The sequence below is a fragment of the Amycolatopsis thermalba genome, from assembly GCF_023376025.1.
GTDB lineage: Bacteria > Actinomycetota > Actinomycetes > Mycobacteriales > Pseudonocardiaceae > Amycolatopsis_E > Amycolatopsis_E thermalba.
The window spans coordinates 2,143,228-2,162,975 of sequence record NZ_CP091196.1 but is presented as its reverse complement, the minus strand read 5'-3'; the positions used below and the strand labels follow the sequence as shown (position 1 = coordinate 2,162,975).

Sequence of the window (19,748 nt, the reverse complement as noted above, 5' to 3'; positions counted from 1 at the left end):
GGCGAGTTGGGAGAACCCGCGTGACCACGACCGCCGCACCGGCAACGGAGATCCACCCGGTCGACCGCAAACCCCCGGCTCTGCAACTGGTCGTCGGCGGCGTGCAGCACGTCGCCGCGATGTACGCCGGCGTCGTCGCCCCGCCGCTGATCATCGGCAGCGCCGTCGGCCTGTCCGGCGGTCAGCTGAGCCTGCTGATCAGCGCGAGCCTGTTCACCGCGGGTCTGGCGACCCTGCTGCAGACCCTCGGCGTGTGGCGGTTCGGCGCCCGGTTGCCGCTGGTCAACGGCGTCACGTTCGCCAACGTGGCCCCGGTGCTGGCGATCGTGCAGCAGCACGGGCCGCAGAACGCACTGGGCATCGTCTACGGCGCCACGCTGGTCGGCGCCGCGCTGATGGTGCTCGCCGCGCCGTTCTTCTCGCGGCTGACGCGGTTCTTCCCGCCGCTGGTGACCGGCACGGTCATCACGCTCATCGGGGTGTCGCTGCTGCCGGTGGCGGTCGACTGGATCTCCAGCCAGCAGGATTCCGCCGAACCGCACGGCATCCTGCTCGCCGCGATCACGCTGCTGGCGGTGCTGGCGTTCAACCGGTTCCTGCCCGGGTTCTGGAGCCGGATCGCGCTGCTGCTCGGCCTGGTCGTCGGCACGCTGATCGCGTGGCCGCTGGGCGAGGTCGACACGTCGACCTTCCGCGAGGCGCCGGCCTTCGGCGTGGCGAGCCCGTTCCACTTCGGCACCCCGGCGTTCGACATCGCGGCGATCGTCTCGATGGCGATCGTGATGATCGTGATCATGGCCGAGAGCACCGCGGACATGCTCGCGCTGGGCGAGGTGGTCGGCCGCCCGACCGGGCAGCGCACGCTCGCCGACGGCCTGCGCGCGGACGGGGTCGCGACCGCGGTGTCCACCGTGTTCGGCGGGTTCGCGTGCACGGCGTTCGCGCAGAACGTCGGGCTGGTCGCGCTGACCCGGATGTTCAGCCGGTTCGTCGTGGCCGCGTGCGGCGCGATCCTGGTGCTGCTGGGCCTGTTCCCGGTCGCGGGCGGAGTGGTCGCGCTGGTGCCGCAGCCGGTGCTCGGCGGCGCCGGGCTGGTGCTGTTCGGCAGCGTCGCGGTCAGCGGCGTCCGGACCCTGGCCACGGCCGCGTTCGACCGCCCGGCGAACGTGACGATCGTGGCGGCCGCGCTGGGCATCGGGATCATCCCGATCGCCGCGCCGGAGTTCTACGCGCACTTCCCGTCGGCCGTGCAGACCGTGCTCGACTCCGGCATCAGCGCGGGCTGCGTGGTGGCCGTGGTGCTCAACCTGATCTTCGGGACGCGACGGGAACGAACTCCCGCAGCAGGTTCGTGAGCAGTTCCGGCTGGTCCTCCGGCACGAGCGTGTAGCTGCCGGGCACCTCGACCAGCCGCGCGTCCGGGAACAGCCGCGCCAGCCGCGGCCCGTGCTCGCGGGGCATGAGCTTGTCCTCCGCCGCCCACACCACGAGCACGGGCCCGGTGAACTCCCCCAGCCGGTCCGACCACGCCAGCAGCGTCTCCTTCGGCGGCGTGTGCAGGCCGTACTTCAGCATGTCCCGCATGATCGCCGGGTTCTCGCGAGCCGGGCGGAACCAGCCGTCCACGACCTCGGGTGGCACCGGTGTCTTGCTCATCCACCCCCACGAGCCCGGCGCGCGCTGGACGAACCGGAACTTCAGCAGGTGCAGCATCGCCTTGAGACCGCCGGGGATCCGCGCGACGCGGACGAGCATGCGCCCGGAAAAGCCGGGCGGGTAGTTGTCGAACGCCTCACACGCCACCAGGACCAGGCGGGCGAGGCGGTCGGCGAGCCCCTCGGAGATCAGGAACTGCGCGCCGCCCCAGTCGTTGAGGACCAGGGTCACGTCCCGCAGGTCGAGCTTCTCCAGGAACTCGGCCAGCAGCCGCACGTGACCACGCAGCGACAGGTCGGCGTCCGGTTTCATCGGTTTCTTGTGCGCGCCCAGCGGCCAGTTCGGCAGCACGCACCGGTACTCCCCCAGGCCCGGCACGACCTTGCGCCACACGGTGTTGTCGATGGTCAGGCCGTGCAGGAAGACGATCACCGGCCCCCCACCGCCGGTGTCGTCGTACTCGATCGTCCCCGCGGACAGCTCCACCTCGGGCATCATCGCCCCCTCGGATTTGATAGATCGCTCTAGCGGGAGAGTAGCTAGGATCAGTGACGTGGGCAACACCAGAGAACGGATCCTGGCCGCGAGCGCCGAGCTGTTCCGGCGCAACGGCTACACCGGGACCGGCCTGAAGCAGATCGTCGGCGAGGCGAGCGCGCCGTTCGGCTCGATCTACCACTTCTTCCCGGGCGGCAAGGAACAGCTGGCCGAAGAGGTCATCCGGACGTCGGGGATGGAGTACGCGAAGCTGTTCGACCTGCTGATCGCCCCGGCGCCGGACCTGATCACCGGGCTGGAGCAAGCCTTCGCCGCCGCGGCGGTGACCCTGCGGGAGACCGGCTACGCCGACGCGTGCCCGATCGCCACCGTGGCGCTGGAGGTCGCCAGCACTAACGAGACCCTGCGCCGCGCGACGGCGGACGTGTTCACCGCGTGGATCGACACCGGAACGGGGGTGTTCACCCGGTTCGGCCTGTCCGCGGACGACGCCCGCCGGCTGACCGTCGCGGTGATCACCGGCCTGGAAGGCGCGTTCGTGCTCAGCCGTTCGCTGCGGAACGTCGAACCACTGGCGATCGCCGGTGAGGCCGCGGTGGCGATGGCCCGGGAAATGCTCACCCGTCCCGGCCGTGGGTAGTGTCGGGTTCATGAGCACTTCCATCGATCTGCACGGGCAACCGCACGTCGACCGCTACCTCGAGACCGACGGCGAGGACGGCTACTACTGGCGCAACGGGACGACGATCCTGATCCTGTTCACCAAGGGCCGCAAGTCCGGTCAGGAGCGCAAGCACGCCCTGATCTTCCGCGAGCACGAGGGCGCCTACCTGCTGGTGGCGTCCAATGGCGGCACCGACACGCCGCCCGCCTGGTTCGTCAACCTCCAGGCCGACCCGAACGTCGAGGTCCAGGTCAAGGGCGAGCGCTTCCGGGCCGTCGCCCGGGTCGCCACCCCCGAGGAGAAGCCCGCGATGTGGGCGAAGATGACCGAGGCCTGGCCGGACTACGACGAGTACCAGAAGAAGACCACGCGGGAGATCCCCGTGGTCGTGCTGGAACGCGCCTGATCCCGGCCGCGGGTCCCGGTCAGCCGGCGATGTGCTCCGGCCGCACCGGGATCCGCGGCAGGTCCTTGCCCGTCGCGGCGCGGATGGCCGCCACGATCGCCGGAGTGGAGGAGATCGTGGGCGGCTCGCCGACGCCGCGCAGGCCGTAGGGCGCGTTCGGGTCGGCCAGTTCCAGCACGTCGATGTCCATCGGCGGCATGTCGAGCACCGTCGGAATCAGGTAGTCGGTGAACGACGGGTTGCGGATCTTCCCCTCGTGCGTCTGGATCTCCTCCATCACCGCCAGCCCGAGGCCCTGCGCCGAGCCGCCCTGGATCTGGCCCAGCACGGCCTGCGGGTTGAGCGCCCGCCCGACGTCCTGGGCGCAGTCCAGCGCGACCACCTTGACCAGGCCCAGTTCGGTGTCCACGTCCACCACCGCCCGGTGCGCGGCGAACCCGTACTGCACGTGCGCGTTGCCGGCGCCGGTCTCCGGATCGAGGACGTCGGTCGGCCGGTGCCGCCACTCCACGGTCTCGTCGTAGACGTCGTCGCCGAGCACGTCGGCCAGGTCCGCGACCACACCGTCCCGGGTGGACACCACCTTGCCGCCCACCAGCTCCGCGTCCGGCGCGCCGATCCGCTTGGTCAGCGCCGTGCGCACCGCCAGGCACGCGGCCCGCACCGCTCCCCCGGTCATGTACGTCTGGCGCGACGCCGAGGTCGATCCCGCGTTGCCGATCGAGGTGTCCATCGGCAGGATCGTCACCTGCTCCACGCCCAGCTCGGTCCGCACGATCTGCTGCAGCACCGTCACCAGGCCCTGCCCGACTTCGCACGCCGCGGTCTGCACGGTCGCGGCCGCTTCGCCACCGACGACCCGCAGCTGCACGCGCGCGGTCGAGTAGTCGTCGAAGCCCTCGGAGAAGCAGATGTTCTTGATCCCGACGGCGTACCCGACTCCACGGACCACGCCCTCCCCGTGGGTGGTGTTCGAGACCCCGCCGGGCAGCGTCCGCAGGTCCCGCTCACCGGACGGTTCGGGCGGCAGTGGTTTGGCGGCCACCCGCCGCACCAGCTCCGCAACCGGGGCGGCGGAGTCCACGATCTGCCCGGTCGGCATGCGCGACCCCTCGCTCATCGCGTTGCGGACCCGCACCTCGACCGGGTCCAGCCCACACGCCCGGGCCAGTTTGTCCATTTGCGACTCGTAGGCGAACGCGGCCTGCACCGCGCCGAAGCCGCGCATCGCGCCGCACGGCGGGTTGTTGGTGTACGCGCCCCAGCAGTCGACCTCGACGTTGTCCACGTTGTACGGCCCCACACCGAGGGTCGCGGCGTTGGCGACCACCGCGCTGGTGGACGAGGCGTACGCGCCGCCGTCGAGGAAGAGCTTCGCCTTGACGTAGACCAGCTTCCCGTCCCGGTCGGCGCCGTGCTCGTAGTACATCTTCGCCGGATGCCGGTGCACGTGGCCGTAGAACGATTCCTCGCGGTTGTAGACCATCTTCACCGGCTTGCCGGTGTGCAGCGCGAGCAGGCACGCGTGGATCTGGATGGACAGGTCCTCGCGCCCGCCGAACGCGCCGCCGACCCCGCCGAGCGTGAGCCGCACCTTGTCCTCGGGCAGCCCGAGCGCGGCGACGATCTGCCGCTGGTCGACGTGCAGCCACTGCGTCGCGACGTACAGGTCGACGCCGCCGTCCTCGGCCGGGACCGCGAGGCCGGACTCCGGCCCCAGGAACGCCTGGTCCTGCATGCCCACCTCGTAGACACCCGACACCACCACGTCGGCGGTCGGGGACTTCTCGCCGCGCCGGATCGGGACGTGCCGGACGACGTTGCCGTTCGGGTGCACCTTCGGCCCGTCGCCGCGCACGGCCCGCTCGGCGTCGGTGACCGGGTCCAGCACCTCGTAGTCCACGCGAATGCGCTTCATCGCGCGGCGCGCGGTCTCCGGGTGGTCGGCCGCCACGAGCGCGACCGGTTCGCCCTCATAACGCACCACGTCGACGGCCAGCACCGGCTGGTCCGGGTGCTCCAGGCCGTACCGGTTCACGCCCGGCACGTCCTCGTGCGTCAGCACCGCCTCGACGCCGGGCACCTTGAGCGCCTCGGTGATGTCGATGCCGGTGATGCGCGCGGACGGGTGCGGGCTGCGCAGGGTCACGCCCCACACCATGTCCTCGTGCCACAGGTCCGACGAGTAGGCGAACTCGCCGCGCACCTTCACGATCCCGTCCGGGCGGCGCGGGCTGCTGCCGATACCGTCCGTCGTGGTGGCCCGCTCGACCGACGTGGTCATCGCAACCTCCTGCTCGCGGCGGCCAGCTCGCCCGCGATCGCGGTTTCGTCGTCCGTGCGCAGCTCGCCGTCTTCGACCACCGTCCGGCCGCCGACGAGCAGCCGCTTCACCGGTGGGGTCGTGCCGAGGACGAGGGCGGCCACCGGGTCCTCGATGCCGGCGTAGCGCAGGCCGGTCAGGTCCCACACGGCCAGGTCGGCGAGCTTGCCGGGTTCGATCGAGCCCAGCTCGCCGTCCCGCCCGAGGCAGCGCGCGCCGCCCATCGTGCCCATCCACAGCGCCTCGCGGACGGTCAGCGCGGTGGGGCCGCCGCGTTGCCGTGCCTGCAGCAATGCCTGGTGCAGTTCCTCGCCGAGCCCGCCGGACTCGTTCGACGCCGCACCGTCGACTCCGAGACCGACCGGCGCGCCCGCGTCCAGCAGACCGCGCACCGGGGCGATCCCGGTGCCCAGGCGGCCGTTGGAGGTGGGGCAGTGCGCCGAGCCGGTGCGGGTCGCGCCGAGGCGGCGGATCGCGGCGTCCTCCAGGTGGACGGTGTGGGCGAGCCACACGTCGTCGCCGAGCCAGCCCAGCTTGTCGGCGTACTCGGCGGGGGTGCAGCCGTTCTCGGCCACGCACTGCTCTTCCTCGTCCAGCGTCTCGGCGAGGTGGGTGTGCAGCCGGACTCCCGTGCGGCGGGCGAGATCCGCGGCCTGACGCATCAGCTGCTCGCTCACGGTGAACGGCGAGCACGGCCCGGCCGCGATCCGGATGCGCGCGCCGGGTGCCGGGTCGTGGTGGGCGTGGATGGCCGCCTCGGTGCCGATGAGCGCGGCTTCGGTGGTCTCCACCAGGTTGTCCGGGGGCAGGCCGCCGTCGGACTCGCCGCGGTCCATCGACCCGCGCACGAGGTGCGCGCGCACGCCGATCCGGTTCGTCGCGGCGACGAGTGCCTCGATCTGGTCGCCGCTGTCGTGCGGGAAGACGTAGTGGTGGTCGGCGACCGTGGTGCACCCGGTCAGCGCGAGGCGCGCCATGCCGGCGGTCGCGGCGGCGTGGGTGATGCCGGCATCCAGCCGCTTCCAGATCGGGTACAGGTGGACCAGCCACTCGAACAGCGTGGCGTCGGCCGCGAGCCCGCGGGTGGCCCACTGGTACAGGTGGTGGTGGGTGTTGACCAGGCCGGGCGTGATCAGGCAGCCGGTCAGATCGACCCGATCCCCCGCGACCCCGGCGCGCCCTGCGCCGACGGCGGTGATGGTGTCGCCGTCGATCACGACGTGCCCGCTGCGGTGCTCGGTGCCGTCCGCATCGACCGTCGCGATGGCCGCGTTCTCCAGGATCAGGGTCATTTCGCCGCCGCCCGCACCGCATCGAGGATCTTCTCGTAACCCGTGCAGCGGCACAGGTTGCCGGCCAGCGCCTCGCGGATCTCCTCGTCGCTCGGGTTCGGCACCCGGTTGAGCAGATCGTGCGCGGCGACCACCAGACCGGGCGTGCAGAACCCGCACTGCACCGCACCCGCGTCCACAAAGGACTGCTGGACCGGGTCGAGCCGGTCGCCCTCGGCCAGCCCCTCGACCGTGCGCACCTCGCGGCCCTCGGCCTGACCGGCGGCGACCAGGCACGCGCACACCGGGGTGCCGTCCAGGTAGACCGTGCAGGACCCGCATTCGCCCTGCTCACACGCGTTCTTCGAACCGGGCAGGCCGAGCCGTTCGCGCAGCAGGTAGAGCAGGCTCTCGCCCTCCCACACGTCGTCGGCCTGCCGGGCCTCGCCGTTGACCGTCACGTTCACGCGCATGTCCGCTCACTTCCCACGTAGTCCTGCCAGGCCCAGCCGAGGGTGCGGCGGGCCAGCACCGCCAGCGCGTGCCTGCGGTACTCCGCGGTGCCACGCACGTCGTCGATCGGCGCGGCGGCCGAAGCGACCAGCTCGCCGAAGCGCCGCTTGGCCGAGTCGCGCAGCGGCGCGGGCGAGTCCCACGGCAGTTCGCCGGCCAGGAACTCCTCAGCCTCGGTGGCGCGGCGCGGGGTGGGCGCCGCGGAGCCGATCGCCGCGCCCGCGCGCCGGTGCTCCGGATCGAGCGCGACGGCGAACGAGCACACCGCGATGACCATCGCGTTGCGGGTGCCGACCTTCGAGAACTGCTGCGGCGCGGTCGCGACCGGCAGGTGCACCGCCACGATCAGCTCATCGGCCGCCAGGCTGTGCTTCTTCACGCCGACGTAGAAGTCGTCGGCCTCGATGAACCGGGTGCCGCGGGTGGAGGCGACCTCGACCCGCGCGCCCGTCGCCAGCAGCACCGGGTGCGTGTCCCCGGCGGGTGAGGCGGCGCCGAGGTTGCCGCCGACCGTGCCGCGGTTGCGGATCTGCGGTGAGCCGACCGTGCGGGACGCCATCGCCAGCGCGGGCAGTTTTTCACCCAGCTCAGCGATCAGGCGCGTGTAGGACACACCCGCGCCCAGCCGGACCACGCCGTCCTCGACGGTCCACTCGGCGAGTTCCGCGACCCGGGTCAGGTCGAGCAGCGCGTCCGGACGGCGGTGGTCGAAGTTCAGCTCGACCATGACGTCCGTGCCGCCCGCCAGTGGCACGGCGTCCGGGCGCTCCGCCTTCGCGGCGAGCGCCTCGGCCAGGTTCGCCGGTCGCAGGAAGTCCATGGATAGCAGTAGACGCCTGTGACGGGGCACCGGCAACGGCAGCGCAGTACGAACCGACAGCAGCGTGCGGGCCCGCGTTTGTGCTTTCCTACAACCCTGATGACGACGGTGAAAACACTGCTGGAGATCCCGGAACTGCGGCTGCGGCTGCGCACCGGCGCCGGGCTGCTCGGGCGCGAAGTCAGCCGGATCTACGTGACCGAGCTGCCCGATCCGAGCCGGTACGTCTCGGCGGGCGAGGTCGTCCTGAGCGGGCTGCTGTGGTGGCGGCAGCCGGGGGACGCACGGCCGTTCGTCGCCGCGCTCGCCCGGGCCGGGGTCGCCGCGCTCGCCGCGTCCGGCGCGGACACCGGCGGGATTCCGCCGGACGTGGTGCAGGCGTGCGCGCAGCACCGGATCCCGCTGCTGGAGGTGCCCGCCGACCTGTCGTTCGCGGTGATCACCGAGCGCGTGGTGCTGGAGCTGGCCGCGGCGCGGGGCCGGGAGCCGGGCGGTGCCCGCAAACGCTTGCTGGCCGCGGCGACCGAGGACATCTCGCTGCCCGCGCTGCTGCGGCAGGGCGCGGTCGAACTGGGCGCGCCGTGCTGGGTGCTGTCCGGGACGGGCCGGGTGGTCGCGGGCACGGCCGAACCGCCACCGGCGGACCTGGTCGCGCACGTCGTGCCCGGCCGGGACGTGACGGTCCACGACGGGTACGCGCTGCTCCCGGTCGGCGGGAGCTTCGCGGTGCCGTGGCTGCTGGCGGTCGGGCACCCCGAGCCGGGTGAGCTGGCCGGAGAGCTGGCCGAGCTGGTGCGGCTGGCGCGGGCACGGGCGGACCAGGTGCGGCGCATGGCGGGCCGCGCCGCCGAACCGCTGCTCCAGGCGCTCGCCGACGGGAGCCCGGTCACGGGCGCCTTCGCCGCGTCCGGCCTGCCCTCGGACGCCGAGATCCGGGTGCTGCTCGCGCGGGCGCCGGACGACGACCCGGACCTGGCGGCGGAGGTGCTGGCCGAACTCCTCGCCGGCGCGCGACCGGTGGTCGGCGTCGTCGGCGAGGACGCCTACGCGCTGGTGGCCGGGCCGGGGAACTGGATGCGCGCGGCCGGTGAGGCGCTGGCGCGGCTGGACCGGCTGATGTCGTTGTCGCGGTTCCGCCTGGGGTCCGGCGGGCCGGCGTCGGTCGAGGGCCTGCACGGCGCGACGCAGGAGGCCCGCCACGCGGTCGAGCTGGCGGCCCGGCGCGGCGGGCGGATCGAGCTGGTCGCGGGCGAGGACATCGCGGTGCACCAGCTGCTGGCCGCCGGCGCGCCGGACGAGCTGCGCCGCTCGGTGCGGGCGCGGGTGCTCGGGCCGCTGCTCGCCTACGACGCGGCACAGGGCACGGACCTCGTGCACACCGTGCTGGTCTACCTGGAGTGCTCCAGCTCGCCGACAGCGGCGGCGCGGGCGCTGCACGTCCACGTCAACACGCTGCGGTACCGGATCGCGCGGGCCTCGGAGCTGCTCGGCGTGGACCTCAACGACTTCGTCGCCCAGGTGGACGTGTACCTCGCGCTTCTGGTTACCGTCTAGTCCGGCTAGATGGTAACGTCCCGGGCATGGAGCGATTCGAGACATCGGGCGGGACCGTGCGCTGGGCTTCCTCGGGTTCGGGCCCGCCGGTCGTGTTGCTGCACGGGACGCCGTTTTCGTCGTACGTGTGGCGGGACATCGCGGCCGCGCTGAGCGAGCGGCACGAGGTGTTCGTGTGGGACATGCTGGGGTACGGGCAGTCCGAGAAACGGGCCGGTCAGGACGTGTCGCTGGGGACGCAGGCTTCGGTGTTCGCGGCGTTGCTGGAGCACTGGGGGCTGGAGTCGCCGTCGGTGGTGGCGCACGACTTCGGCGGGGTGGTCGCGCTGCGGGCGCACCTGCTGCACGGCGCGCGGTACCAGCGGCTGGCGCTGGTGGACGCCGTGGCGATCGCGCCGTGGGGGACGTCGTTCTTCCGCCTGGTGCGCGACAACCCGGCGGTGTTCGAGCGGCTGCCGTCGCACCTGCACGAGGCGATCGTGCGCACCCAGACGGCGACCGCTTCCGCCCCGGGCCTGCGCGGCGGGGTGCTGGACGACCTGGTCGCGCCGTGGCTCGGCGCGGAGGGGCAGGCCGCGTACTACCGCCAGATCGCGCAGGCGGACCAGCGGTTCACCGACGAGATCGAGCCGCTGCTGGGCTCCCTGGACCTGCCGGTGCTGGTCGGCTGGGGCGAGGCGGACGAGTGGATCCCCGCCGAGCAGGGCAAGGACCTGGCATCCCGGATCCCCGGCGCGCGGCTGAAGCTGTTCCCCGGCGCCGGACACCTGGTGCAGGAGGACGCACCGGCCGCACTGACCGCGACCCTGCTGGACTTCCTGACCTGAACGCAGAACTCACCCGCACGAACGCAGAACTCACCGCCAGGAGCGTGGGACTCGCACCCACCGCGCGAGTCCCACGCTCCGCCGCGCGAGTCCCACGTTCCGGCGCGCGAGTTCCACGTTCCGGCGCGCGAGTCCCACGTTCCGGCGCGCGAGTTCCACGTTCCGGCGCGCGAGTCCCACGCTCCGGCGCGCGAGTTCTGCGGTCAGCCGCGGGGGGTCGCGTAGCTCTCCAGGTGGTCGCGGGTCAGGCCGGTCAGGTTTTCGACTTCGGCGGTGTCGGTGGCGCCGCAATCCAGGCCGCGCAACAGGAAACCAGCCAGCGCCCGGGCGGTGGCCGGCTCGTCGAGGACGCCGCTGTCCACCTGCGACGCGTAGTCCCGCAGCCGGGCCGCCGCCGCGGGCAGGCCCTCGCGGAAGAAGGCGTACGTCGCGGCGAAGCGGGTCGGCAGCTGGTGCGGGTGCAGGTCCCAGCCTTGGTAGAAGCCGCGCTCCAGAGACCGCCGCACGAGGCGCAGGTGCTCGCGCCACGCGGGCAGCAACGCCTCCCCCACCGGGAGCCTGTTCGTGGATCCGTCGGAGAGCCGAACCCCGGTCCCCGCGGCGCTGACCTGCATGAACGCCTTCGCGAAGTCGGCCACGGGGTGATCCATGCTCTGGTGCTCCGCGGCGATGCCCAGCCCGGCGCTGTAGTCGTAGGTGCCGTAGTGCAGCCCGCTGCACCGGCCCTCGGCGGCCTGCACGATCCGGGCCACCGCGACCCGCCCCTCACTGTCCACGATGGACTGCGCGGTCTCGATCTGCACTTCGAACCGCAGCGCGCCGTCCGGGAGCCCGTAGGCCGTCTCCAGGTGACCGAGCACCTCGGCGGCGGCCCCGACCTGCTCGACCGCCGTCACCTTCGGCAGCGTCACCACGAACCCGGCCGGCAGCTTGCCGTGCTCCAGCAGCCCGGACAGGAACACGTCCAGCGTCCGGATGCCGCGACGACGGGTCGCGCGCTCGAAGCTCTTGAACCGGATGCCGCAGAACGGCGTCGCCGGGTTCTCCGCGAGCACGCGGCCGGCCGTGAGAGCCGCTTCGTCCTCGGTGTCGTCGCCGGGGCGGCCGTAGCCGTCCTCGAAGTCGATCCGCAGGTCTTCGATCGGCTCGGTGACCAGCTTGCGCCGCACCCGCTCGGCCACGGCCGGGTCCAGGCCGAGCGCGCCGCCGTCGGAGTCGAACACCGCCCGCGCCTGCTCGCCCCAGCGGGCGGCCAGGTCGGCGGTGTACCGGTGCGCCGGCACGTAGACCGTGTGCACCGGCTGACGCCCGGACGGCTCACCGGGGTACCGCGCCACGACCCGCGCGTCCACTTCGGACAAGCGCGCGTCGATGCCCGCGTACACGTCCCCGGTGAGCCGTCCGGCCACGGTTACTTGATCCGCTCGTAGGCGGGCAGGGTCAGGAAGTCGACGAACTCGTCGGCGAGCGCGACCTCCTCGAAGATCTCGACCGCCGGGGTGAGCAGGTCGGCGGCGATCTGGCCGTCGAGCTCCTTGCGCACGTCGTCGAGCACCGACTTCACCAGCTCGCGGGTGACCTTCTGGCCGTTGTCGAGCTGGGTGCCGTTCTGCACCCACTGCCAGATCTGCGACCGCGAGATCTCCGCGGTCGCGGCGTCCTCCATCAGGTTGTGGATGCCGGCCGCGCCGTTGCCGCCCAGCCAGGAAGCGATGTAGCGGACACCGACGTCGACCGCGCCACGCAGGCCGGCCTCGGTGGCGCCGCCCTCGGTGCTGGCCACGTCGAGCAGCTGGTCGGCGGTCACCGACACGTCCTCACGCAGCCGGTCGAGCTGGTTCGGCTTGTCGCCGAGGACCTTGTCGAACTCCTCCTTGCACAGCTCGACCATGCCCGGGTGCGCGACCCAGGAGCCGTCGAAGCCGTCGTTGGCCTCGCGCGCCTTGTCGGCGTGGACCTTCTTCGAGGCGTTCTCGTTGACCTCGGGGTCCTTGCTCGGGATGAACGCGGCCATGCCGCCGATCGCGAACGCGCCGCGCTTGTGGCAGGTGCGGACCAGCAGCTCGGTGTAGGCACGCATGAACGGCGCGGTCATGGTGACGCTGTTGCGGTCCGGCAGCACGAACTTCTCGCCCGCGTCGCGGAAGTACTTGATGACGCTGAACAGGTAGTCCCAGCGGCCGGCGTTGAGGCCGGAGGCGTGCTCGCGCAGCTCGTAGAGGATCTCCTCCATCTCGAACGCGGCCGGGATGGTCTCGATCAGGACGGTCGCGCGGACGGTGCCGTGCTCGATGCCCAGCGTCTTCTCGGCGTGGGTGAACACGTCGTTCCACAGGCGGGCCTCGAGGTGGCTCTCCATTTTCGGCAGGTAGAAGTACGGGCCCTTGCCGCGCTCCAGCAGCTCCTTCGCGTTGTGGAAGAAGTACAGGCCGAAGTCGACCAGCGCGCCGACGCCCTTGCGGCCGCCGAAGGTCAGGTTGTGCTCGTCGAGGTGCCAGCCGCGGGGGCGCACCACGATCGTCGCCAGGTCGATGTCCTTGCGCAGCTCGTAGTGCTTGCCGTTCGAGTCCAGCTCGATGGTGCCGCGGATCGCGTCGTACAGGTTGACCTGGCCGCCGACGACGTTGTGCCAGTGCGGGGTGTTGGCGTCCTCGAAGTCGGCCAGCCACACCTTGGCGCCCGAGTTGAGGGCGTTGATCGTCATCTTGCGGTCGGTCGGGCCGGTGATCTCCACGCGGCGGTCGCGCAGGGCCGGCGGCGCCTCGGCGACGCGCCAGTCGCCCTCGCGGATCTCCTTGGTCTCGGGGAGGAAGTCCAGGCGCCCGGTGCGCTTGGCCTCCTCGCGCCGCTTGGCACGGGCGGCGAGCAGCTCGTCACGGCGAGCCGCGAAGTTCTCGTGCAGCCCGGCCAGGAAGTCCAGCGCTTCCCGGGTCAGGATCTCGTCGCCTCGCTCGACGGAGCCACCGAGCACCTCGACGTCAGCCATGCGGAACACTCCCAAGAAGACTTGCGGTTCGGTTTTTACATCCCGGACTATAGTTTCTACATAGCGGAAGCTCAATGTGAGGGAGTCGCGGTGGCCGAGGAGAAGGCGGGACGAGACGGCGGGGTCCAGTCGCTGCGCCGCGCGTTCGAGCTGCTCGAGCGGCTGGCCGACACCGGTGGCGAGGCCAGCCTGTCCGAGCTGGCGGCCACGTCGGGCCTGCCGATGCCGACGATCCACCGCCTGATCCGCACGCTGGTGCAGCTCGGTTACGTGCGGCAGAACACGAACCGGAAGTACGCGCTGGGGGCGCGGTTGATCCGCCTGGGCGAGCACGCGAGCATGCAGTTCGGCACGTGGGCGCGCCCCCTGCTGGCGGAGCTGGTCGAGGCGACCGGCGAGACGGCGAACCTGGCGGTCCTGGAGCGCGACGAGGTGGTGTACGTGTCGCAGGTGCCGTCGAAGCACTCGATGCGGATGTTCACCGAGGTCGGCCGCCGGGTCCTGCCGCACGGGACGGGCGTCGGGAAGGCGATCCTGTCGCAGCTGCCGCCGGAGGACGTGCGGGCGCTGCTGGACCGCACGGGGATGCCCGCGTACACCGAGCACACGTTCACCGACCCGGACGAGCTGCTGGCGCACCTGACCCAGGTGGCGGCGCAGGGCTACGCGGTGGACGAGAGCGAGCAGGAGCTGGGGGTGCGCTGCGTGGCGGTCCCGCTGACCGGCACACCGGCCCCCGCGGCGGTCTCGGTGTCCGGCCCCTCGGGACGGCTGACGAGGGAGGCGGTGGCGCGAATAGCCCCCCTGGTCCAGGCGACGGCGGCCACGCTGTCGACCCATCTGGCGGAAAGCGCCTGATCAGCTGAACCAGCCGCTTGCGAGGGGCCGGTCGTCCATCTGGATGTGGTGATCGGCACCACCGTTCGCGACACCGGTGGCCGTGGCAGTGACGCCGTAGCGCTTGCCCTTGTCGGTGAGCACGCAGCGGGCGCTCGCGCCGGGCTTAGACGGCCACGAGGCCGGGCATCGGAACTCCTAGGCCCAGGCAGCGGCGGGGATGCGGTCGAGGATGTCGCAGCGGAGGTCGAGCGCGGGGACCAGCTCAGCCGGGTCCCGGTGGTCGCGAATCCGGTCGAAGGCGTCGAGGCGGTCGGCGAACAGCGTGAAGCCGCGGAACTTGCGCTGGTCGGTGAGCAGGAACTCGGCCAGCGCCGGGGTGATCGCGTAGGCGAGGAACCGCTCGTCCGGGCCGTTGGCATCGAACCGGTCGTCGAAAGCCGGGTTGCCGGTGCGGAAGTCGCCCTGCCCCACGGCCGCGTTGATCCTGCTGACGACTCCCACGGTCTGCCGCACGTACACCGGCGGACGCGGCGCGGGTGTCCGCACCCAGATGCAGAGTTCCGTGAGGACGTGATGCCGGTAGAAGACCTCGAGCGTCGCCGCGACGAACGGTCGGCCGCGGTGGGTACCGGTGATGACGTCGTGAGCGCTCCTCGCCCGCGGCGGCCGGATGAAGTGCTGCTCCAGCGGGTCCGGCGCGGTGGGCTGGAAACCGGACCGCGATTCGGGCTGGTTCGGTCGCCAGAACTGGCTCTGCTCCGGGCTCCAGAACTGCTCGACCTGCCGGTTGTACGCCTCGGCCAGCGAATCGTCGCGCTCGACGTACGTCCACCCCCGCCGTGGCAACTCCGCCCGCAGCTTCCCGATGGCGACCGCCGCGGCACCGGCTTCCCTGCGGCGCAACCGCATCATCAGCCACCCGAACGCAGCCATGAACAGCACCGATCCGCCGACCGCGATCGCGACGACCACTCCCGCGCTCACCGGCCGGAACCATCCGCGAACAGGTCGGTCTCCTCGAACGGCTCGTCGTCCGGCGCGGGCGGGCGCCGGTGTGCGGCGGGCGGACGTGGTGGCGCGGGCGCAGGAGGCGGCGGCGGAACAGCCGGAGCCGGGCGCTCGTCGAACAGCGCGGCGGCGCTCTCGAACGGTTCCTCCTCGGGCGGCGGGACGAACACGGGAGGCGGCCCGGGGTGCAGCGGCCGCTGGTCGCCGAACGTCTTCTCGTCCGCGTCGAGCACCTTGTCCAGGAGTTCGGTGTCACCGAGTCCCCGGTGGACGACTTCGGCCTGCCGCCTCGCCGCGGCCGCCCTCGCCGCCGCGAGGGTGTGCATCACGGCCGCGGACAGCGCGGCGGGTGGCAGGTCACGGACGCGTTCGCCGAACGTGACCGCCTTGACCTCGCCACCCGCACCCGCGACGACGCGGACGGCACCGTCAGGCGAGACGACCTCCGCCGTGACGTCCGTCAACTCCGCGGCCATCTGCTCGTAAGCCTCCGCGCGGCGGCGGTTGCCGGCCGCCGCGGTGTCGATCGCTTCGATGCGGCGCAACAGCTGCCGGGCGAATTCGCTCATCGCGTCCCCTCCGGACGGATCGTCGACAGGAACTTCTGGAAGTCGCCGACGACCTGGTCGAACTGCTCGGCGAGCGAGCTGAGCACGATCTGCAGGACGGCGTACCGGCTCGGATCGCTGGTGTCGCGGATCCCGAGGAACACCTGCAACTGCACCACCTGCTCGGGCTTGCCGTTCAGCAACAGGGACAGGCGGACGGCCTGGGTCAGGCCGGGGCCACCGGCCGATCCCGCCTCCTTGCGCCGGCCGAGCTGGGCGTCGGGCGCTCCGCGTCGCAGACGGTCGAGCGCCGCGTCGGCGAGCTCGGTCAGCGACACGTCGCGCGGGTGCAGCTCGCCGCTCATCGTGATGTTCGGCGTGAAACCCTTGAGCGCGGGCGGCCGCAGAGCCACGAACCCGGCCTCGTCGGCCTTGACCTCGCCCGGCGGCACCGACTGCCAGCCCTCGGGCAGCGAGAACTGGATCGGCACCGGAATGGTGGTTGCCACGATGTCTCCGTCTCCGTCCTAGAACAGGAAGTCCGCGACCGCGTCCGCGGCGTTCGCCAACCCGTGCCCGACGTCGGTCGCGATGTCGGCGACGTCGTCCGCCACGTCCGTCACAGTGTCCACGACCTCCTGCGGATCGATCGCGATGTCGAAGCCCACGTCCCCGCCGACGCCGACGGTCAGGCCGAGCGAGGCACCGAGGTGGAACTTGCCGTCGTCGCCCATCCCGAACTGACCACTCGCGTGCGCTCCGAACCCGGCCGAGAGCCCGCCGTGGACGCCCGCGCTGAGACCCGCGACCTCCGCACTCGCCGCCGCATCGACCCGCGCACCGGCGAAACCGCCGATGCTGCCCCGGACACCGGTCACCCCGGCGCTTCCCTCGGCCTCCGCCCGCACGCCCACGGAGCCTTCCGCATGTCCCGTCGCACCGGCGTGCTCGCCAAGCTTGACCTGCCCCTCGGCCGACCCCTTGGCCAGCCACGCCTCGGCGTTCGCCGCGGCCGTCAGGCCGAGCGCGTTGACGCTTCCGGAGACACCGGCACTGGCTCCGAGGAGCGAGCCGTCGAGCTTCCCCGCCCCCGACAACGCACCGCTACCGAACGAACCGTCCAGGCTGCCGCCCAGCAGGTCGGCGCTGGCGGCCGCGCTGAACGTCTCGTCCGAGAGGTCGAATCCGAGGGCTTCGAGGGTGTCGTCGATGCGGTCGCCGAGCATCCCCTCGGACTGGGAGCCCCACTCGAACCCCTTCCGCCGTCCGGGGTCACGCTCCCTGTCGCCGAACTCCTTGCGGTAACCACCTTCGCCGTCAGGCTCGAACCCGAAGGCCTCCGCGACGGAATCACCGATCTCCGCGACATGGGCGCGCGCCTGGTCGAGCACCGACTGGGCTTCCCGGGCCAGCGCTTCCCCCGGGTCCTGGAACGGGGCGAGGATCTGACCGACGGCCTGGGCCTGCACGGCCTGGGCGTGGTACTGCGCCGCCGCCGCGCGGGAGGCCGCCTGCGCCTGGGTGTACATCTCGATGGCGCGCTGCGCCTCGGCCTGCGCCCAGGTCAGTGCATCGCCGAAGTCCGCGAGCGACTGCCCGCCCCGACCGAGGAGAGCGGCGGTCTCGATCCACTTGGGCGGCTCGGCACCGAACGCCTCACGGAAGGCGTCGGCCGCCGCGCCGGTCCACTGCGCGGGGGCGATCCCGTTGAGCCCCTCACCGGTGGTGGCGATCTGCTCGATGCCGGCGACCAGGTCACGGAGGTCGTTGGCGATCAGCTCCGGTTCGCCCGGGACGAGTTCCCTGGGGTTGGTCGTCTGCCCGAGTTCGGCAGCCATCAGGAGGTCCGCTCATCAGGGTCGAGCCGGCTCGAGATGCTGCCCGTCCCGCGAGCACCGGCGAAGCCGCCACCGACCACGCCGCCGAGCGGATCACCGGTCTCGCCGATCAGTTCGCCGATGCCGGTCAGCGACCGGCCGGCATCACCATCGGACTCCCGGTACACACCGGCCGCGACACGCAGGCTCTCCCCGTGCTCCTCCGCCTTGGCGCGCAGCTTCTCGACCTGAGCTTCCATCTCGCGGAGGAACTCGGTCCAGCCCGCTTGCACCCCGGCGTGCCCGTAGTCACCGGCCGGCGCGCGGAAGGCCACCCCCGCCACACCCGAGACGACGTCACCGATGGTGCCCGCGGTCTGCCGCAGCTCGTCCGGCGCGGCGCCGAAGCCCGTCATCACCCACCCCCAGTCCAGGAAAAGGCGCGCCGCCTCCCCTGCGGCGCGCCCTCACAGACTGGCGAAGTTCGACCGGGCTTGTACAGTGTTTTCGACCTTCTCCCCCGCCTGGGGGAGCAAGGTCATCCGAGCAGGGCGTCCACGAAGGCGGCCGGCTCGAAGGGCGCCAGGTCGTCCGGGCCTTCGCCCAGTCCGACGAGCTTCACGGGCACCCCGAGCTCCCGCTGGACCTGGAACACGATGCCACCCTTGGCGGTGCCGTCGAGCTTGGTCAGCACGATCCCGGTGACGTTCACGACCTCGCGGAACACCCGGGCCTGCATGAGCCCGTTCTGGCCGGTCGTGGCGTCCAGGACCAGCAGCACCTCGTCCACCTTGGCCTGCTTTTCCACCACCCGCTTGACCTTGCCGAGCTCGTCCATCAGGCCGGTCTTGGTGTGCAGCCGGCCCGCCGTGTCGATGAGCACCGCGTCGACTCCGGCGTCCACGCCCCGCTTGACCGCGTCGAACGCCACGGACGCCGGGTCGGCGCCCTCCTTGCCGCGCACGACCTCGGCTCCCACGCGCTCCGACCACGTCTGCAACTGGTCGGCCGCCGCGGCGCGGAAGGTGTCCGCGGCGCCCAGCAGGACCTCGCTGCCCTGCGCCACCAGCACCCGCGCGAGCTTGCCGGTCGTCGTGGTCTTCCCGGTGCCGTTCACGCCCGCGACCAGCACGACCGCCGGCTGCTTGGCCCCGTCCACGGTGTGCGCGAGCGCCCGCACCGAGCGATCCCAGTCCGGGTGCAGCGCGTCGGTCAGCACGGTCTTGAGCACCGTGCGCGCCTCCGCCGACGTCCGCACCGCCCGCGCGGTCAGCTCGGTGCGCAGGGCCTCCACGATCTCCGTCGTCGTGGCCGCGCCCAGGTCCGCCATCAGCAGCGTGTCCTCGACGTCCTGCCACGAGTCCTCGTCCAGGTCACCGGCGCCGAGCAGGCCGAGCAGGCTCTGCCCGAACATCGACCGGGACTTCGACAGCCGCCCGCGCAGCCGCTCGATCCGCCCGGAGACCGGCTCCGGCTCCTCGACCGCGACCGCCGCCTTCTCCGGCTCCCGCGCGGCAGGCACCTCCGGAGCGGGAGCGGGCGCCGCCGGGACCTCGGTCTCCGGCGCGGGCGCCTCGGCCTCCGGCAGGCCCACGTCGACGATGCCGCGCCGCGGCGAGTCGCGGGGCACGGAGGCGTCGTCGCCGACGCCGGGCTGGCCGTCCACCTCGGTGCGCTCGCCCGCCGGGTGCTCAGGCGGTTCGACCGTCTCCGTCTTCTGCCCACCAGGCGCCAGGGCGATGCCGCCACCCGCCTGGTAGTTCCCGCCTCTCGGGGGCTTGGTCTCCCGCTCCGGCTCCGCCTCGGTCAGGCTGATCCGCCGGCGACGGGCGAAGACCAGGCCGGTGATGAGGAGGATCGCCAGTAGGACGACGACCACCAGGATGATCCAGAACCAGAGGTTTTCCGCCACGGAGCCATCCTCGCATCTGCCGGTTGACCGGGCAGGACACCCCTCGCGGACAAAAACTCACCGGATGCCTTGCGCTCCGGTCAGAAAAGGACTAGACCACTCGGT

General features: G+C 72.2%; 20 protein-coding genes. 6 read left to right on the top strand and 14 right to left on the bottom strand.

All coding sequences use genetic code 11. The features are described from left to right. The first annotated feature begins 20 nt into the window (after positions 1-20). The gene (locus L1857_RS10640; RefSeq protein ID WP_094007835.1) at positions 21-1,355 is read left to right on the top strand and encodes a nucleobase:cation symporter-2 family protein; all 1,335 of its coding nucleotides are present in this window, start codon (positions 21-23) and stop codon (positions 1,353-1,355) included. Here L1857_RS10640 and L1857_RS10635 read toward each other — a convergent pair. Continuing rightward, positions 1,303-2,151 carry an alpha/beta fold hydrolase gene (locus L1857_RS10635; protein WP_094007868.1) on the bottom strand — a complete coding sequence of 283 codons (849 nt, stop codon included), beginning with the start codon at positions 2,149-2,151 and terminating at the stop codon, positions 1,303-1,305. The two genes, L1857_RS10640 and L1857_RS10635, sit on opposite strands and share 53 nt — an antisense overlap. 58 nt (positions 2,152-2,209) lie before the next feature. Between L1857_RS10635 and L1857_RS10630 the strand changes: the two genes are divergently transcribed. Then, on the top strand, positions 2,210-2,794 hold the full coding sequence (locus tag L1857_RS10630) for a TetR/AcrR family transcriptional regulator (RefSeq protein ID WP_094007834.1): 585 nt from the start codon (positions 2,210-2,212) through the stop codon (positions 2,792-2,794). 10 nt (positions 2,795-2,804) lie between these two features. Further along, complete coding sequence (locus L1857_RS10625) at positions 2,805-3,224, top strand: nitroreductase family deazaflavin-dependent oxidoreductase (RefSeq protein ID WP_116110839.1); 420 nt, start codon at positions 2,805-2,807, stop codon at positions 3,222-3,224. A gap of 19 nt (positions 3,225-3,243) precedes the next feature. Here L1857_RS10625 and pucD read toward each other — a convergent pair whose 3' ends face one another. From pucD to L1857_RS10605, 4 genes are read right to left on the bottom strand one after another with little or no spacing between them, the layout of a single operon-like run. Continuing rightward, complete coding sequence (gene pucD, locus L1857_RS10620; protein ID WP_094007832.1) at positions 3,244-5,508, bottom strand: xanthine dehydrogenase subunit D; 2,265 nt, start codon at positions 5,506-5,508, stop codon at positions 3,244-3,246. Next, positions 5,505-6,839: an 8-oxoguanine deaminase gene (locus L1857_RS10615; protein ID WP_094007831.1), complete on the bottom strand. Its 1,335-nt coding sequence runs from the start codon at positions 6,837-6,839 to the stop codon at positions 5,505-5,507. Before L1857_RS10615 ends, pucD begins: the two co-directional genes overlap by 4 nt. Further along, positions 6,836-7,291 carry a (2Fe-2S)-binding protein gene (locus L1857_RS10610; protein WP_094007830.1) on the bottom strand — a complete coding sequence of 152 codons (456 nt, stop codon included), beginning with the start codon at positions 7,289-7,291 and terminating at the stop codon, positions 6,836-6,838. The genes L1857_RS10615 and L1857_RS10610 overlap by 4 nt, the downstream gene beginning before the upstream one ends. Further along, positions 7,282-8,151, bottom strand: coding sequence for an FAD binding domain-containing protein (locus L1857_RS10605; protein WP_116110837.1), 870 nt, complete (start codon positions 8,149-8,151; stop codon positions 7,282-7,284). Before L1857_RS10605 ends, L1857_RS10610 begins: the two co-directional genes overlap by 10 nt. Positions 8,152-8,250: 99 nt before the next feature. Between L1857_RS10605 and L1857_RS10600 the strand changes: the two genes are divergently transcribed. Both L1857_RS10600 and L1857_RS10595 read left to right on the top strand, forming a co-directional pair. Beyond that, entirely contained in the window at positions 8,251-9,705 is a 1,455-nt protein-coding gene (locus L1857_RS10600) for a PucR family transcriptional regulator (protein ID WP_249464933.1), read from the top strand. A gap of 26 nt (positions 9,706-9,731) precedes the next feature. Continuing rightward, positions 9,732-10,532 carry an alpha/beta fold hydrolase gene (locus L1857_RS10595; RefSeq protein WP_094007827.1) on the top strand — a complete coding sequence of 267 codons (801 nt, stop codon included), beginning with the start codon at positions 9,732-9,734 and terminating at the stop codon, positions 10,530-10,532. A gap of 203 nt (positions 10,533-10,735) precedes the next feature. Here the strand turns inward: L1857_RS10595 and L1857_RS10590 are convergent, their stop codons facing one another. Then, positions 10,736-11,941: a DUF6986 family protein gene (locus tag L1857_RS10590; RefSeq protein WP_116110835.1), complete on the bottom strand. Its 1,206-nt coding sequence runs from the start codon at positions 11,939-11,941 to the stop codon at positions 10,736-10,738. Between the two features lie 2 nt (positions 11,942-11,943). Then, on the bottom strand, positions 11,944-13,518 hold the full coding sequence (gene aceB, locus L1857_RS10585) for a malate synthase A (protein ID WP_116110853.1): 1,575 nt from the start codon (positions 13,516-13,518) through the stop codon (positions 11,944-11,946). 90 nt (positions 13,519-13,608) lie between these two features. Between aceB and L1857_RS10580 the strand changes: the two genes are divergently transcribed. After that, on the top strand, positions 13,609-14,376 hold the full coding sequence (locus L1857_RS10580; RefSeq protein ID WP_094007825.1) for an IclR family transcriptional regulator: 768 nt from the start codon (positions 13,609-13,611) through the stop codon (positions 14,374-14,376). Here L1857_RS10580 and L1857_RS35380 read toward each other — a convergent pair whose 3' ends face one another. From L1857_RS35380 to ftsY, 7 genes are all read right to left on the bottom strand, one after another. Beyond that, a complete protein-coding gene (locus tag L1857_RS35380; protein WP_116110834.1) occupies positions 14,377-14,499 on the bottom strand; it encodes a hypothetical protein in 123 nt (40 codons plus the stop codon). A gap of 54 nt (positions 14,500-14,553) precedes the next feature. Continuing rightward, the gene (locus tag L1857_RS10575; RefSeq protein ID WP_094007824.1) at positions 14,554-15,342 is read right to left on the bottom strand and encodes a hypothetical protein; all 789 of its coding nucleotides are present in this window, start codon (positions 15,340-15,342) and stop codon (positions 14,554-14,556) included. Beyond that, positions 15,339-15,935: a YbaB/EbfC family nucleoid-associated protein gene (locus L1857_RS35375; protein ID WP_116110833.1), complete on the bottom strand. Its 597-nt coding sequence runs from the start codon at positions 15,933-15,935 to the stop codon at positions 15,339-15,341. Before L1857_RS35375 ends, L1857_RS10575 begins: the two co-directional genes overlap by 4 nt. Further along, the gene (locus tag L1857_RS10560) at positions 15,932-16,423 is read right to left on the bottom strand and encodes a hypothetical protein (RefSeq protein ID WP_116110832.1); all 492 of its coding nucleotides are present in this window, start codon (positions 16,421-16,423) and stop codon (positions 15,932-15,934) included. The genes L1857_RS35375 and L1857_RS10560 overlap by 4 nt, the downstream gene beginning before the upstream one ends. A gap of 18 nt (positions 16,424-16,441) precedes the next feature. Continuing rightward, a complete protein-coding gene (locus L1857_RS10555) occupies positions 16,442-17,752 on the bottom strand; it encodes a putative T7SS-secreted protein (protein WP_116110831.1) in 1,311 nt (436 codons plus the stop codon). Beyond that, a complete protein-coding gene (locus tag L1857_RS10550; RefSeq protein WP_116110830.1) occupies positions 17,752-18,147 on the bottom strand; it encodes a type VII secretion target in 396 nt (131 codons plus the stop codon). The genes L1857_RS10555 and L1857_RS10550 overlap by 1 nt, the downstream gene beginning before the upstream one ends. Before the next feature lie 122 nt (positions 18,148-18,269). Continuing rightward, a complete protein-coding gene (gene ftsY / locus L1857_RS10545) occupies positions 18,270-19,643 on the bottom strand; it encodes a signal recognition particle-docking protein FtsY (RefSeq protein ID WP_116110829.1) in 1,374 nt (457 codons plus the stop codon). Positions 19,644-19,748 lie beyond the last annotated feature (105 nt).